Origin of the sequence: Lactococcus cremoris subsp. cremoris KW2 (assembly GCF_000468955.1) — a bacterium.
Lineage (GTDB): Bacteria > Bacillota > Bacilli > Lactobacillales > Streptococcaceae > Lactococcus > Lactococcus cremoris.
The window spans coordinates 1,103,170-1,119,161 of sequence record NC_022369.1; the positions used below are offsets into that span (position 1 = coordinate 1,103,170).

Here is a 15,992-nt window from a genome sequence, read left to right on the forward strand (position 1 = left end):
GTGAAGGACGGTCTGTATTGAGAAGTTGGCTAATTTTAGGCCTTATCGTCATTTATTGACCCTCATTGATAGGGTATGTTATAATGTAAAGGGAATAACTGATTTTTTTAGCTTTATTAAGGAGGCTTTTCATGGCAAAACATTCAAAAGCGAGTTTAAAAAACAACAAAAAAATAATTGCAATTATCAGTTTAGCAGTCATTTTAATTGTTGCTCTCGGAGTCATCGCTTATCAAGTTTTTTATCCTCATAAAACCTCTGATAAAGCAGCATCATTTGCACAAACAAGCTCTACAAAGGTAAGTAAGAGCACTGCAAGTAAATCAAAAAGTAGTAGCACAACCAGTGATTCAACTCAAGCATCGTCATCGAGTTCATCGACATCGACTACTTCAACGACTTCAGCAAGTTCAAGTTCATCAAGTAGCCAAAGTACAAGTACTCCGGCGAATTGGACTGACTTAACAAGCACACAGCAAGATGCAGTATATGCCCAATGGGTTACTAACTCACAAGGCAAATTCGATGTATATACTGGGGAAGCATATCGGATTTATTTAGTCAATGTAGGAGCAAACGGAGTCTCATCTTATAATGACCCAGTTGATGTGATTCAGAATACAGCACGTGTTCAAATTAACGCAAATGGAACATATTATTTGCAAGTTCCAGACCCAAGCCAAACAGGCTTAAGAATGGCACAGAATCCTTGGCCGTTGGTCAATTGGCAGACTAAAGAAACACTGACAGGTGCACAACTTGCAGCCAAATATGGTTCAGATACTTCACTCAATAGTGGAAGTTCACAAATTAAATCAATAAATGCCACACCAGTTCCAACAGGAAATTGAAAAAAGTAGACTGACTTTTGTCAGTCTTTTTTTGTGAAATTAAAGTACTGACTATTCTGTCAGTATTTTTGTATTGGCAACGATGACTGATAGAGACTGTAAGTGATTTTTTAGACAAAAAATGCTATAATTTTCAGGATGAATGAAAATTTGAACGGCATTTTAAATGTCTATAAAGAAGCTGGTTGGACATCTTTTGATGTCGTCGCCAAACTTCGTGGTATTTTAAAAACAAAAAAAATTGGACATGGTGGGACTTTAGACCCATCAGTAACCGGTGTTTTACCTATTGCTGTTGGAAAATCAACACGATTATTAGAATACATGGAAGCAGCAGGTAAAATTTACGAAGGTCAAGTGACGATTGGGTTTTCAACTGAAACTGAGGATGCTGATGGTGCAATTGTAAATCAAACGCCAGTAAAAAATAATTTAACTGAGAGTGAAATTGATTCTGCTATGTCGCACTTTGTCGGGAAAATAAAACAGATTCCGCCAATGTATTCGGCAGTAAAAATCAATGGGAAAAAGTTATATGAATATGCTAGAGCGGGTCAGACGATTGAACGCCCAGCAAGAGAGATTACAATAAAATCTTTTGTAAGGACAAGCCCGATTGATTGGAATAAGGAAGAAGGCTTAGCCACTTTTTCTTTCAAAGTTGAGTGTAGTAAAGGGACTTATGTTCGGACTTTAGCGGTTGATTTGGCGGACAGTCTTGGCTATGCAGGACATATGTCAAAATTACAACGGACGGCAAGTAATGGCTTACTGATTAAAGATGCTATTAAATTGTCAAAAATTGAAGAAATACAAGAATCAGGAAAGCTTTCTACTATATTGTATCCAGCAGAATATGCTGTCAGTGATTTGCCTAGAGTTAATTTAACTACTGTTCAGTTTGATATGGCGCGTGTTGGCAAGAAATTTGCTCAAAGTGATTGGACAAATGAGGTAGAAACTGCTGACAGCTCTGTCAACAAGACAAAGCAGCAAGAATATTTACTGACAGACTTGTCGTTACTGACAACAGAAAAATTTGCGGCTTTTTATAATGATAAATTAGTTGCTGTCTATATGAAACATCCTGAAAAAGAAGGAATCTGGAAACCCAATAAAGTATTGGTCTGATTCTAAGCACATGAAGTTAAAAGTGAGAAAAATGGAAATATTAAAATTTACTGATGAACTAAAATTTGATGAAGAACTAATTCTTGTCCTCGGTTATTTTGACGGCTTACACCGAGGACATCAAAGCCTCTTTGCTGAAGCAAAAAAAATTGCTGCAGTATTAAATTTAAAAATTGCTGTTTTTACATTTCCAGAAAAACCAACTTTAACATTTAATAAATTTGAGCCAGATATGCTTTTAAAATTAACCTCAGATAAAAAAAGAGCAGAACTGTTTGCTGAAAATGGGGTTGATTATCTTGTTTTTAAAGACTTTACCTCTAAGTTTGCTCATCAAACTTCAACAGAATTTGCTAAAAGTGTAGTCATGAGATTTAATCCTAAAGTCGTTATTACTGGTTTTGATTATACAACGGGTTCTGATATGAAGAATCTAGAGTCAACAGAAGACTATCGGGTTGTTATTATGCCAGAAAAAGCTGATGAGCAAGGGAAAATTTCTTCAACTCGGATTAGAAAAGCAGTTGAAGCAGGAGATATTGCTCAAGCTAATCAACTACTAGGCTATTCTTATGAAACCACTGGGCTTGTTGTACATGGTTTTGCCAGAGGAAGACAGTTAGGTTATCCAACTGCAAACTTGGTCATTAAAGATTATGTTCATCTACCTGCAGTGGGAGTTTATACCTGTGATGTACTCTTTGCGGGTGAACGTCACCGAGGCTTTGCTTCAATTGGCTATAATGATACCTTTAATGGCACTGAAAAAACGGTAGAAGTTCATATCTTTGATTTTAATGGAGAAATCTATGGTGAAAATTTGACCGTGTTATGGTTAGATAAAATTCGCGATATGATAAAATTTGAAGGTATTGATCAATTGATTGACCAGATGAAAGAAGATGAACAAATCGCTCGAGATTTTAAAGCGTAAGAAACTAGGAAAAGAGATTTGGAAAGGGAGCCAAAAAACGTTGTGAGTCAATAGTTAACTCACTTGTTTTTTTGTGAAAAAAGAGATGAAAATTAATAATAAAAAAGTTGTAATTGTGGGAGCTGGAGCAGTAGGGAGTACTTATGCTCATAATTTGGTCGTTGATGATTTAGCAGATGAAATCGCCATTATCAATACTAATAAAAGTAAGGCTTCAGCCAATAGTTTGGACTTACTTCATGCTCTGCCTTATTTAAACTCAGCTCCTAAAAATATTTATGCAGCAGACTACGCTGATGTTGCTGACGCCGATATCGTTGTTTTATCCGCTAATGCTCCGTCAGCTACCTTTGGTAAAAATCCAGACCGTCTTCAATTACTAGAAAATAATGTTGAAATGATTCGCGATATCACGCGAAAAACAATGGACGCTGGTTTTGACGGCATTTTCTTAGTAGCTTCAAACCCCGTAGACGTACTTGCTCAAGTAGTTGCTGAAGTTTCTGGCTTACCTAAACACCGGATTATTGGAACAGGAACCTTGCTTGAAACAAGTCGAATGCGACAAATTGTAGCTGAGAAACTTCAAATTAACCCTAAAAGTATTCATGGTTATGTTTTAGCTGAACATGGGAAATCTAGTTTTGCCGCTTGGTCCAATGTTACTGTTGGTGCAATTCCATTAACAACTTGGCTTGAAAAATATCCGAATCCAGATTTTCCGACATTTGATGAAATTGATCAAGAAATTCGTGAAGTTGGCTTAGATATTTTCATGCAAAAAGGAAATACCTCATACGGGATCGCAGCTTCATTAGCGCGTTTAACAAGAGCAATTTTCCGAAATGAGAGCGTCATTTTACCTGTTTCAGCTCATTTGACAGGTCAGTACGGACAAGCTGAACTATATACAGGCAGTCCAGCAATAATCGACCGGACAGGCGTTCGAGCCGTTTTAGAATTGGAATTAACAGCAGAAGAGCAAGGTAAATTTGAACATTCTGCAGCACTCTTAAAAGAGAACTTTGAATCCATCAAGGAAAAATGCACATTATAAAATAAGGGATAGATAATTATCCCTTTTTTTATTTAATTCAACGAAATAATATTTCTTAAATAAAAAAATAAAATTAATGCTTGAAATAATAATTCATTTACGATATAATGAATACGTTATCAAGAAATGATATTTCGAAAGGATAAAAAATGTACGGTTTTTCAATTTTCATGAATAAGGACTTAGATGAAAAGACTTATTCATATATTGACAAAATGGCAAATCAAGGTTTTAAAGGGATTTTTACGTCTATGCACATTCCGGAAGATGAAGTGAGCCTTTATAAAAAAAGGCTGATGGATTTAGGGAAGATAGCAAAAGAGAATCATTTAAAACTCATGGTTGATATCTCAGGAAATGCTCTAGAGAAAGCTGGCTTTTCTATTAATCGCCTTAAAGAGCTTAAAGATTTAGGTGTAACTGGTCTTAGGATGGATTATCATATTAGCAATGAAACAATTGCTAAAGTGAGTCAGGAACTAACAGTAAGTCTAAACGCTAGTACTATTACACCAAAAGACATTGATGAGTTAAAAGAATATAAAGCAAACTTTAGCAAACTTGAAGCATGGCATAATTACTATCCAAGACCTGAAACAGGACTTTCCCGTGAAGGTTTTCTTAAAAAGAATGAGTTTCTGAAAAATCATTCTTTTCAAGTGATGGCATTTATTCCAGGCGATGCTTCTTTACGGCATCCTCTGTATCAAGGCTTACCAACTCTTGAAGAGCACAGATTCAAACACCCTCTGGCTTGTTTACTAGATATGGAATCAATGAATGTTGAACATATTTACGTCGGCGATGGAGGTTTGAAAGACTATACCCTTAAACAGATTAAAGGTTATTTTCAAGAAAATGTATTGTCAGTGAGAGCTAGTCAAACAACAACTTCCTTTAGTTATGTCTTAGGTCAACATGAAAATAGACAAGATGATGCCAGAGATGTAATTAGGAGCGCTCAAGCGCGCTTCAAGGAAATTCCAGAAATTATCCCAGAAAACACAAGTGAGCGAAGTAGAGGCTCAATCACTATTGATAATTGTGACTATGGCCGTTATATGGGTGAAATTCAAATTGTCAAAAATGATTTAGCAGCAGATGAGAAAGTCAATGTCGTAGGCAAGATAATCGCTGAAGACAGACCACTCATTACTTTCATTGGTTCAGGACAAAAATTTAAAATAGAAAAAGAGAAAAATAATGATTGATTTATCAACACTAACAACAGAACGACGAAATGACGAAACATTTAACCTTGATCAAATGACCGTAAAAGAAGCACTTGTCAAAATGAACAATGAAGATAAGAAAGTAGCTTATGCGGTAGAAGAAGCATTACCAAATATTGAACCAGTTATTTCATCAGCAATAGAAGCTTTTAACAAAGGTGGCCGTTTGATTTATATGGGAGCTGGAACAAGTGGTCGTCTGGGGGTTCTTGATGCGGCTGAATGTGTCCCAACTTTTGGTGTGCCAGCAACGCAAGTCGTTGGTTTAATCGCTGGAGGAGACAAGGCAATGACAGTCGCAGTTGAAGGAGCTGAGGATAGTTTAGAACTAGGTAGACAAGATTTAATTGACTTAAATTTGTCAGAAAATGATCTAGTTTTGGGAATTGCTGCAAGTGGACGAACACCTTATGTGATTGGTGCTTTAGACTATGCAAAAGAAATTGGTGCTAAAAGAGCCAGCCTTTCTTGTAATCTTAATGCTGAAATTTCAAAACATGCTGAATTTCCGATTGAAGTTGACTGTGGTCCAGAATTTTTAACTGGTTCTACTCGCTTGAAATCAGGGACAGCTCAAAAATTAATTTTGAATATGATTTCAACAATTTCAATGATTGGAATCGGGAAAGTTTATAATAATTTGATGGTTGATGTTAAGCCAACTAACGAAAAATTAGTTGAGCGTAGCAAACGAATCATTATGCAAGCAACAGATTGTTCTTATGAAGAAGCAGAAGAAAAATTCAATGAAGCAAATCAAGATGTCAAACTGGCGATTGTAATGCTTCTCACTGACTGTGCTGCAGAAGAAGGAAAGACAAAACTAGTTAAAGCAAATGGTTTTGTGAAAAATACTCTGAATTAAGAATTCACCCTTTTAAGGTAGAAAAAGGAGCAAAAATGGCGGAAGAAAAAATAGCTCGTATTGCAAGAGAGATTTATGAAAATGTTGGCGGAACACAGAATGTCAAAAAATTAATTCATTGCATGACTCGTGTTCGGATGACCATTATTGACGATTCTAAAGTTAATCTCGCAGGCCTAAAAGCAATTGATGGCGTGATGGGCGTTGTTGAAGATGAAACACTTCAAGTTGTTATAGGACCTGGAACAGTAAATAAAGTTGCACAAGCAATGGTCGACACAGTTGGCGTGAGATTGGGAGAAGCTTTTCCAAATGCAGAAGGTCAGTCAATCGACGATTTAATGGCAAAAACAAAATCGGAAGCTAAAGAAAAGTATAATAAACCCTCAAAATTTAAGGCAGTATTAAATACAATTTCTAAAATATTCGTTCCCTTGATTCCAGCCTTTGTTGGTGCTGGTTTAATTGGAGGTTTAGCCTCTGTATTAGGTAACTTGGTCACTGCTGGAACTTTAGATGCAGCAACTTGGACACAATTTATTACTGTTCTTAAGATTATTCAATCTGGAATCTTCTCTTATTTGGCTATTTATGTCGGAATAAACTCAGCTCAAGAATTTGGTGCGACTCCAGCTCTTGGTGGGGTCATCGGTGCTGTTTCTCTACTAACAGGTATGAATCCAGAGCTTCCTCTAAAGAATATTTTTAACGGAAGTGCTCTTTCAGCCGGTCAAGGTGGGATTATCGGTGTAATTTTTGCAGTTTGGCTATTATCAATTTTAGAAAAACAATTGCGTAAATTTATTCCTGATTCAATTGATATTATTGTTACACCTACGATTGGTTTATTAGTGATTGGGTTTGCAGAAATCTTTGCTATTATGCCAATAGCAGGGGTCATTTCTTCAAGTTTGGTAGGAGCGATTAATTTTATTCTTCAAGTTGGTGGTGGCGTTTCTGGTTTTGTACTTGGCGTTCTCTTTTTACCAATGGTTATGTTTGGTTTGCACCAAATTTTGACTCCGATTCATTTAGAAATGATTGCCAAAACTGGTTCAACTCAATTATTGCCAATTCTAGCCATGGCTGGTGCTGGTCAAGTCGGTGCTGCGATTGCACTTTGGCTTCGTTTGAGAAAAGATAAAGAATTTGTTGAACTCGTAAAAGGGGCTTTGCCAGTTGGAATATTAGGTATTGGTGAACCTTTAATTTATGGAATTACGCTTCCTCTTGGTCGTCCCTTTATTACGGCCTGTATTGGTGGAGGGATTGGTGGTGCCATTATTGGTTCTTTAGGTCAAGCAGGTGCCATTGCCATTGGGCCTTCAGGTCTTGCTCTCCTTCCACTTATTGCCAATGGAAAATGGTGGGTATATCTTCTCGGTCTCTTGGGTGCTTATGTGGGTGGATTTATCGCAACTTATCTCTTTGGGATTCCTAAAGATGCTAAGGAAAAAGCGGATAATTATGGAAAATCCGTACAAATGGAAACTCTCCAACCTACATTACGTGTCGTAACGGCGCCAGAATTTTCTAGCTCAGTAATCAGTTCACCACTTGATGGTAATGTAAAAGAACTTTCTTCAATTGAGGATGAAGTTTTCTCAAGCGGAATGTTGGGTAAAGGAGTGGCGATTGAACCAACGAATGGAGAAATTGTGTCTCCAGTTAACGGAGTAGTCACAACTGTCTTTCCGACTAAACATGCTATAGGTTTGACCAGTGATGAAGGGGTAGAAATATTAATTCATATCGGCATGGATACTGTTGCTTTAAATGGTGAAGGATTTGAAAGTTTTATTAAGCAAAATGACCGTGTTAGAAAAGGTGATTTATTAGTTCGAGCTGATTTTGAAAAAATAAAAGCAGCAGGCTTGTCTACAATTACACCAGTTGTTATTACTAATTCGGATACTTACAGAGAAATTATCATTACACATGGTGCAACAATAAGTAAAGGTCAAGAAATTTTCACAATAAAAGCATAAAAGTTAGAGGTTGGTTTATACCAACCTCTTTGTTATAATGAAATAAGAATGGAGAGGATACATGGATACTTTACTTATCATCAGGCAAAATTATTCTAACTTTACAACAGTTGAGAAAAAAATAGCCGACTATATTTTTGAAGTCGGAGAAAAAATGTTAGAAAAAAGTGCGCAAGAGGTAGCGAGTGAAATTGGAAGTTCTTCGGCGGCTTTAGTAAGATTTTCCAGAAAGTTGGGTTATGATGGATTCTCACAACTTAAACAAAAATTGAGTGCCTCCTATGCTGTTCATGAAGATGATGAAAATTATTATAAAGAAGTAAATGACTCTGAAACACCGTCCTCAATCAAGAATAAACTAAAAGTTCGGGTTAATCATATGGTGGAAACGACCAATGCAGCCTTATCAGATGATGAAATCATGGCGGCTGTCGCTTTAATTGATGAAGCAGAAAGTATTTTTGTATTTGGTATTGGAGCATCATCTATGGTTGCTCAGGATATTTTTCAAAAGTTTAGTCGAATTGGAAAGCAAGTTTTCTTTATTCAAGATGCTCATTTATTTGTTTCATCTCTTTCGATTTCGGATAGAAAAACAATTTTTATTGGCATTTCGATGAAGGGAGAAACAAAGGAAGTAATTGAACTGGCACGAGTCGTAAGAGGGATGGAAATTCCAATTATTGCGATCACTTCAAGAGAAGAATCGACACTCGGACAGATGTCAGATTATATTCTTCATTCAGTTTCTGGAGAAGATTATCAAATGCGTACGGCTGCCACCATGAGTTTGATGGCACAACTTTATGTTGTGGACATTCTTTTCTATATGTTTGTATCAGAGCATTTTACCGAGAGCTATGATAAGTTAGAAAAGACACGAGATGCAATTAAATTATTGGAAGAAAAATGATAGAGCCGAAATTTACTGATGATGAGTTGATTTCTGCAATTTTTTTCACAATGTGATAAAATAGACCATGTAAAAGATGGATTAAAAGTCCAAAATTTAAGAGGCTTAAAAGGCCCTATAAGGAGAATTAGAATGTCACGTAAACCAATTATCGCTGGTAACTGGAAAATGAATAAAACTTTGTCAGAAGCACAAGCTTTTGTTGAAGCTGTTAAAAATAACTTGCCTTCATCTGATAATGTTGAATCAGTTATCGGTGCACCTGCTCTTTTCCTCGCTCCTATGGCTTACCTTCGTCAAGGTTCAGAATTGAAACTTGCTGCTGAAAATAGCTACTTCGAAAATGCTGGAGCATTCACTGGTGAAAACAGCCCAGCTGCAATCGTTGACCTTGGTGTTGAATACATCATCATCGGTCACAGCGAACGTCGTGAATATTTCCACGAAACTGACGAAGACATCAACAAAAAAGCAAAAGCAATCTTCGCTGCTGGAGCAACTCCAATCCTTTGTTGTGGTGAAACTTTGGAAACTTTTGAAGCTGGTAAAACAGCTGAATGGGTTTCAGGTCAAATCGAAGCTGGTCTTGCAGGATTGACTGCTGAACAAGTTTCAAACTTAGTTATCGCTTACGAACCAATCTGGGCAATCGGAACTGGTAAAACTGCGACAAACGAAATTGCTGACGAAACTTGTGGTGTTGTACGTTCAACAGTTGAAAAACTTTACGGAAAAGAAGTTTCAGAAGCTGTACGTATCCAATACGGTGGATCAGTAAAACCTGAAACAATCGAAGGATTGATGGCTAAAGAAAACATCGACGGTGCCCTCGTTGGTGGAGCTTCACTTGAAGCTGATAGCTTCCTTGCATTGCTTGAAATGTACAAATAATTTTTAAATTATGGGTTGAATGAAAGTACTGATAATTCTGTCAGTACTTTTTTCGAACTTTTTTGAACCTTTGTCATAGGATAGCATTTTACAGATATGCTAGTATCTCTATTAGTAAATTTTTTGATAAAATAAATAGATGACATCTATTTAAGGGGAGAAAAAATGTGTACTAGTTTTCAACTAAAATCAAGTGATGGTGGCCTAGTTTTTGCAAGAACAATGGATTGGCATCCATTTAAGGCAGAAGCACTGGTTCTGCCTAAGAATTATGAATGGACAAGTGTTTACAATGAGAAAAAAATGACAAATCCTTATGCAATTCTTGGTGTTGGAAATAGTGAAATGCGTCAACATGCTGATATTTCTGATGGGGTCAATGAATATGGCTTGGCAGCTCAAAAATTAACCTTTTCGAATCAGTCAGATTATGCTAGCGAAGGAGAAGCTGGGAAAATTCAACTCGCTGCTTTTGAATTTTTACTTTGGTTATTAGGAAACTGTCGTTCAATTGAAGACGTTCGTCAGAAGATTGATACTGTCCAATTAATGACCGATGAAAATTCAACTTTCAAATTTGGTCGAAATGATTTGCATTTTTCGGCAACGGATTCGAGTGGTCAAATGATAAATATCGAACCACATGGTGGACGTCTGATCATTTCAAATAACTCGATAGGTGTGGTCACCAATGCTCCCAAATTTGAAAGAGAAATTGAAAAATTAACCACTTATATGGATCTTAATATACTGACAGAACCATCAGTAAAAAATAATAATCCCAATCAGATTTCGACTGGGAGTTTTAATGGTAAGCCAGTATTTCCTGGTGGATTTACACCGACTTCCCGATTTATCCGGGCCGCTATCTATAAAGAAAGAGCCATTTATCCTAAAAATGAACAGCAAAATATTATTGAAGCTTGGCATATTTTAAATGGGGTGACTGTTCCTAAATCAGAGGGCCGCTCAGGGACTTATACTGTCTATCGAAGTGCAGTTGAGGTGACGAGTCGAAGACTTTATTTACAGACTTATGAGGATTTAAACGTTCAAGTCTATCGTTTCCCAGAAGAACTCTAGTCCTAAAATTTTGCTATAATAAAGCAAGATTAATAGGAGAAATTAATGCATTTTATTGTTATATTAGGGGCGCTCATTTCGTTGTCCTTTACAAGCACTTATCTTGTTGCCAGCATTCGTGGTCGTGTTAAACCCAATAAAATTACCTGGTTAATATGGGGTATTGCTCCACTAATTAGCACAGCTGCATCATTATCAACAGGAGTTTCTTGGGCGAGTTTACCAGTGTTTATGGCCGGTTTTGGGCCAATCTTAGTATTTACGGTTGCTTGTTTTAATAAGGCTGCTTATTGGAAAATGGGAAAATTTGATTATATTTGTGGTTTTGTATCAATCTTAGCTTTAGTTGCTTGGTATATGACTAAGAGCCCAAATGTTGCTATTTTGTTAGCGATTCTTTCAGATGCTTTAGCGGCACTTCCAACTCTGATTAAAGGTTGGAACTTCCCAGAAACCGAAAATGGATTCTTGTTCTTAGGAAGTCTCTTTTCAGCAAGTACAAGTTTTACAGAAGTTCATCAGTGGAAACTTACAGAAGTTGCTTTTCCGATTTATCTCATTATCCTTAGTTTGACAATGATGTTTCTAATTGAAGGCAGAAGAAATTATTTAAAGCATAAAAAAGTACTCTAATGAGTACTTTTTTTAGTTAATTTGCCAGTAAAATTAACAAGAAGTGCATAAAATGGATTGGGTTGATTGTTATAGATGACATAAATAATTATAATTAATTCAGTCACATTTTTTGAGCTTTCTAAGCAGTAGATTAAAGGATTCATCTAAGATAATATGAACACAACAAAATGTAATTAATATGTTCGTTTTGGTATATCCTTGAAAAAAATCAATAGTTTAAGTAAAATAGACTTAGTTGATAAGGAATTTTAGATAAATTATAAGAATTCAATATTAAATCGGGAAAATATTATCTAAATGGAAACTATTCAAAGGGGATGAACTAGTGAGAAAATATCAAGAGGAAAATGTATATGAGGCTTTTAATAAGCGATTAGACTACATATGCAATTATTTTGATCATTTAATTGTTTCCTTTTCGGGAGGAAAGGACTCCGGAGTGATGTTAGAACTCGTTCATCGTTACTACGAAGAAAACGAATTAGAGGCAAAAGGAGTTAAAGTTTCTGTTTATTATCTTGATTACGAAGGAAATTATCAAGAAACAAAAGACTATATTGAGCGTTCAATGGGAAAATATCCTAGTTTTGACTATTATCACATCTGTATGCCTGTTTCAGCTTCTTGTGGCATATCAATGTCTCAATCAACTTGGTTGCCTTGGGATCCGGAACATCCAGAGCTCTGGTTAAATCCCATTCCCAAAGGAGCAATTCATCTTCAAAATCATAATTTCCCCTTTTTTCAAGTTGGAATGTCAGACTATGATTTTCAAAGTAAGTTTTGCCAGTGGCTTCATCAAGAAACAAAAGCAGAAAGAACGGCTGTTCTTGTTGGAATTAGAGCTCAGGAAAGTTTGAATCGTTTTAATGCTGTGACTCGTGAGGAAACTTTTTCACGATTTGGCATGACCAATTATAGTCATCGTATTTTTCATAATGTCTTCAATTTTTATCCAATGTATGATTGGCTATTTGAGGATGTATGGGTAGCAAATGCAAAATTTGGCTTTGACTATAATCATTTATATGATTTATATTTTCAAGCTGGTGTTCCCTTTAAAAGTATGAGAGTTGCTAATCCATTTCATCAGTGTGGAGTCGCCTCTCTAAAACTTTATCAAGCTTTAGAACCTGAGACTTGGGGGAAATTAATGGGGCGTGTCAATGGAGCAAATTTTGCGGCTCTTTATGGCGGGACGGTCGCTCTTGGTTATCGGGGAGTTACCCTGCCTAAAGGACACACTTGGGAAAGCTATGTCAATTTCCTTCTTAAAACTCTTTCGAAAGAAATGCGGCAAGTTTATCTTAAAAAATTTCAAAGTTCATTGACTTATTGGACCAAAAACGGTGGGGCCCTTCCAGAAAAAGTAGTTCGTGAACTTGAAGAAACAGACTTACAATTTGAAAACCTGGGAAATCCGAAAAATAATCGAAATTATAAACAGGAACATAAGGTTATACGTTTCAAAAAATACCCCGATGATGTTCCAATCAAAAACTTTAGGCTGGTTCCTTCTTATAAGAGAATGTGTATCACAATTTTAAAAAATGATACTTCTTGCCAGTACATGGGTTTTGGTCAAACCAAAGATGAATTGCAAAAGAAAAAGGAGGCCATGAAAAAATGGGAGAGCTTTTTATAAGCCCAGCTTATCAAGTGCAACGTGTTCCAATTGAGAAAATCAGAGCCAACTCATATAATCCAAACAAGACTGCACCATCAGAGTTCAAACTATTAGAGCGCTCTATCTTAGAAGATGGCTATACGATGCCAATCGTTTGTTATTATGATAAAGAAAAAGATATCTATGAGATAGTGGATGGTTTTCATCGATATCTAGTCATGAAAAATTCGCCAGAAATTGCTCAAAGAGAACAAAATTGCTTACCAGTGTCAATCATTGACCGTCCCTTAGAAGACAGAATTGCGAGTACCATTCGCCACAATCGTGCTAGAGGGACTCATTCTATTGAATTAATGACGCAAATCGTTCAACAATTGGTTGAGGCAGGATTGAGTGACCGTTGGATAATCACAAATATTGGGATGGATAAAGAAGAATTACTAAGATTAAAGCAATTGAGTGGTTTGGCCTCTTTGTTTAAAGGAGGAGATTTTTCAAGATCTTGGGAATGGGATAGCGAAGAATGATTAAATAGAGGAGCGAAAGCTACCCTATTTTTTATTTCTGAAAAAATAGAAAAAAATATTTTTGTTTTAAAAAAGAAGTAGCTTTTCTCAGGTATGATATAATAGGGCAAGTATTTATGATTTACATTGGAGAAATTATTTTCCATTATATTTCATTGAGTAGGAAAAAACTTTTGAAGGGAAGTATTAATGTTTCAAAAACCGAACTCAGCATATTTTCATATTCCTTTTTGTTCTCATATCTGTTATTATTGCGACTTTGCCAAGGTTTTGATGACAGGGCAACCTGTTGATGCTTATATTGAGGCAATCATTGAAGAATTCCAAAGTCTTAAAATAAAAAAATTGAAAACGGTCTATATCGGTGGAGGAACACCGAGTGTTTTGTCAGCTCAACAGCTCGAGCGTTTGTTAACTGCTATAGCTGACCAATTGGATTTAGATTTTTTAGAAGAATTTACTGTGGAGGCAAATCCGGGAGATTTATCAGACGATGTGATTAAAGTTTTAGCTCATTCTGCTGTCAATCGAATATCGCTTGGTGTTCAAACTTTTAATAATACTTTATTAAAAAAAATTGGGCGAACTCATAATGAAGCTCAAGTCTATGATTCAATTGAACGCTTGAAAATGGCTGGTTTTGAAAATATCACCATCGATTTAATTTATGCACTCCCTGGACAGACGATGGAAATGGTCAAATCAGATGTTGATAAATTTTTGGCTCTTGATCTTCCGCATGTTGCTTTATATAGTTTGATTTTAGAAGACCATACCGTTTTTATGAATCGTCAACGCCGTGGCCTTTTACGCTTGCCAAGCGAAGATAAGAATGCAGATATGTATGAATATATCATGGATATCTTAGCTCAACATGGTTATCAGCATTATGAAGTTTCAAATTTTGGTCGCCCAGGTTTTGAAAGTAAGCATAATATAACTTATTGGGATAATGAAGAGTATTATGGAATTGGTGCTGGAGCATCAGGTTATTTATCTGGTGTTCGATATAAGAATTATGGACCAGTGCATCATTATCTTAAAGCAGCGGCAAATGATAAAAGAGTGAATGAAGAAGTCTTAAGCAAAAAATCTCAAATTGAAGAAGAGATGTTTCTAGGTCTGCGCAAAAAATCAGGAGTTCTGGTTGAAAAATTTGAAGCAAAATTTAATTGTTCTTTTGATAAACTATATGGAGAACAAATTACAGAACTCATCAAACAAAAGTTATTATATGATGACCGAGAAAGAATTCATATGACTGACAAAGGGTTTGAACTAGGAAATAACGTCTTTGAAAAATTTTTACTCGATGATGTTAATTATTAATGCTATAGTGATGAATTTTTGTGAAAAAAATGTTACAATATAATTAATGAAACCTAAAATGAGACGTAAACTTAAAAAAATGGGAGCTTTTATCTTTACAGCAACCATGATTGCAATGATCGCCTTACTTGGTTTAGTACGAATTCGACCGATAGAACCTCCTAAAAAAGCAGCAAATGAAAAGATTGTTGTTAATCATATTTTGGATGAGAAGGTGCTGGATTTGAATAAACCAGTTGTCGACCTTTCGGGTTGGCAACGTCCAGAAGATATTGATTATAACACCTTGAGTCAGCATGTGATTGGTGCGGTTATACGGGTCAATGGTTCTTATGGTCATGCTGATAATTCAGCAAGCAAGGATGGAGAAGATACTGCTTATAAACAGCATATCAAGGCTTTTCAAGAGCGAGGGATTCCAACGGCAGTCTATGCTTTTGTAACTGGTAAAAATACTACAGAAATGAAGAAGCAAGCAAAAGACTTCTATCGTCGTGCAAGTCCCTATAAACCAACTTATTATTGGCTTGATGTTGAAGTTACCAATATGAAAAACATGAATGAAGGAATCGAAGCTTTTCGCGCGGAATTAGAAAAGCAAGGGGCTAAAAACATTGGGATTTATGCACAAGATTGGTTCTTACGGGATAATCAAATAAAAGTTGATAAGTTCAAAGCAATTTGGATTGCAGCTTATGGGCGAAATACAGGCTCATGGGACGCATCACCAGAGACAAGTTTAAGTTACAAAATGCAACAATTTACTGACCAAGGAACGGTGCCTGGTTATTCAGGAAATGTTGATTTAAATATGGTTAATAATCAATCAAATTATAATGAATTATTTAAAAATCAAAAATAATATTTTTCTTCCAAGTGATTTGCTTTCTCTTGGAAGTTTTTTTATCAGGACTGATGCAAATAAATT

Annotated in this window: 15 protein-coding genes; all 15 read left to right on the forward strand. The window is 35.9% G+C overall.

Features of this window, described 5'->3' with window-relative positions; genetic code table 11:
- The first annotated feature begins 131 nt into the window (after positions 1-131).
- Positions 132-851 carry a hypothetical protein gene (locus KW2_RS05335; protein WP_021037173.1) on the forward strand — a complete coding sequence of 240 codons (720 nt, stop codon included), beginning with the start codon at positions 132-134 and terminating at the stop codon, positions 849-851.
- 150 nt (positions 852-1,001) lie between these two features.
- Positions 1,002-1,982: a tRNA pseudouridine(55) synthase TruB gene (gene truB / locus KW2_RS05340; protein ID WP_338033620.1), complete on the forward strand. Its 981-nt coding sequence runs from the start codon at positions 1,002-1,004 to the stop codon at positions 1,980-1,982.
- Positions 1,983-2,013: 31 nt separating this feature from the next.
- Positions 2,014-2,916 (forward strand): bifunctional riboflavin kinase/FAD synthetase, encoded by a 903-nt coding sequence (locus tag KW2_RS05345; protein WP_021037175.1) that lies wholly within the window; start codon positions 2,014-2,016, stop codon positions 2,914-2,916.
- 85 nt (positions 2,917-3,001) lie between these two features.
- Complete coding sequence (locus KW2_RS05350) at positions 3,002-3,973, forward strand: L-lactate dehydrogenase (RefSeq protein ID WP_011676241.1); 972 nt, start codon at positions 3,002-3,004, stop codon at positions 3,971-3,973.
- A 149-nt stretch (positions 3,974-4,122) separates the two neighbouring features.
- Positions 4,123-5,184: a DUF871 domain-containing protein gene (locus KW2_RS05355; protein WP_021037176.1), complete on the forward strand. Its 1,062-nt coding sequence runs from the start codon at positions 4,123-4,125 to the stop codon at positions 5,182-5,184.
- Positions 5,177-6,070: an N-acetylmuramic acid 6-phosphate etherase gene (gene murQ, locus KW2_RS05360; RefSeq protein WP_021037177.1), complete on the forward strand. Its 894-nt coding sequence runs from the start codon at positions 5,177-5,179 to the stop codon at positions 6,068-6,070. Before KW2_RS05355 ends, murQ begins: the two co-directional genes overlap by 8 nt.
- Positions 6,071-6,105: 35 nt before the next feature.
- Entirely contained in the window at positions 6,106-8,058 is a 1,953-nt protein-coding gene (locus KW2_RS05365; protein WP_021037178.1) for a glucose PTS transporter subunit IIA, read from the forward strand.
- 61 nt (positions 8,059-8,119) lie between these two features.
- Positions 8,120-8,971, forward strand: a complete 852-nt coding sequence (locus tag KW2_RS05370; protein ID WP_021037179.1) for a MurR/RpiR family transcriptional regulator — start codon at positions 8,120-8,122, stop codon at positions 8,969-8,971.
- Between the two features lie 132 nt (positions 8,972-9,103).
- A complete protein-coding gene (gene tpiA, locus KW2_RS05375; RefSeq protein WP_011676246.1) occupies positions 9,104-9,862 on the forward strand; it encodes a triose-phosphate isomerase in 759 nt (252 codons plus the stop codon).
- Between the two features lie 165 nt (positions 9,863-10,027).
- Positions 10,028-10,945: a choloylglycine hydrolase family protein gene (locus KW2_RS05380; protein ID WP_021037180.1), complete on the forward strand. Its 918-nt coding sequence runs from the start codon at positions 10,028-10,030 to the stop codon at positions 10,943-10,945.
- A gap of 45 nt (positions 10,946-10,990) precedes the next feature.
- A complete protein-coding gene (locus KW2_RS05385; RefSeq protein WP_021037181.1) occupies positions 10,991-11,578 on the forward strand; it encodes a hypothetical protein in 588 nt (195 codons plus the stop codon).
- Positions 11,579-11,906: 328 nt separating this feature from the next.
- Entirely contained in the window at positions 11,907-13,226 is a 1,320-nt protein-coding gene (locus tag KW2_RS05390; protein ID WP_021037182.1) for a DUF3440 domain-containing protein, read from the forward strand.
- Positions 13,208-13,735 (forward strand): IbrB-like domain-containing protein, encoded by a 528-nt coding sequence (locus KW2_RS05395; RefSeq protein ID WP_011835278.1) that lies wholly within the window; start codon positions 13,208-13,210, stop codon positions 13,733-13,735. The genes KW2_RS05390 and KW2_RS05395 overlap by 19 nt, the downstream gene beginning before the upstream one ends.
- Before the next feature lie 189 nt (positions 13,736-13,924).
- Entirely contained in the window at positions 13,925-15,064 is a 1,140-nt protein-coding gene (gene hemW / locus KW2_RS05400; RefSeq protein WP_021037183.1) for a radical SAM family heme chaperone HemW, read from the forward strand.
- Between the two features lie 58 nt (positions 15,065-15,122).
- Positions 15,123-15,926 (forward strand): glycoside hydrolase family 25 protein, encoded by an 804-nt coding sequence (locus KW2_RS05405; protein WP_021165275.1) that lies wholly within the window; start codon positions 15,123-15,125, stop codon positions 15,924-15,926.
- Positions 15,927-15,992 lie beyond the last annotated feature (66 nt).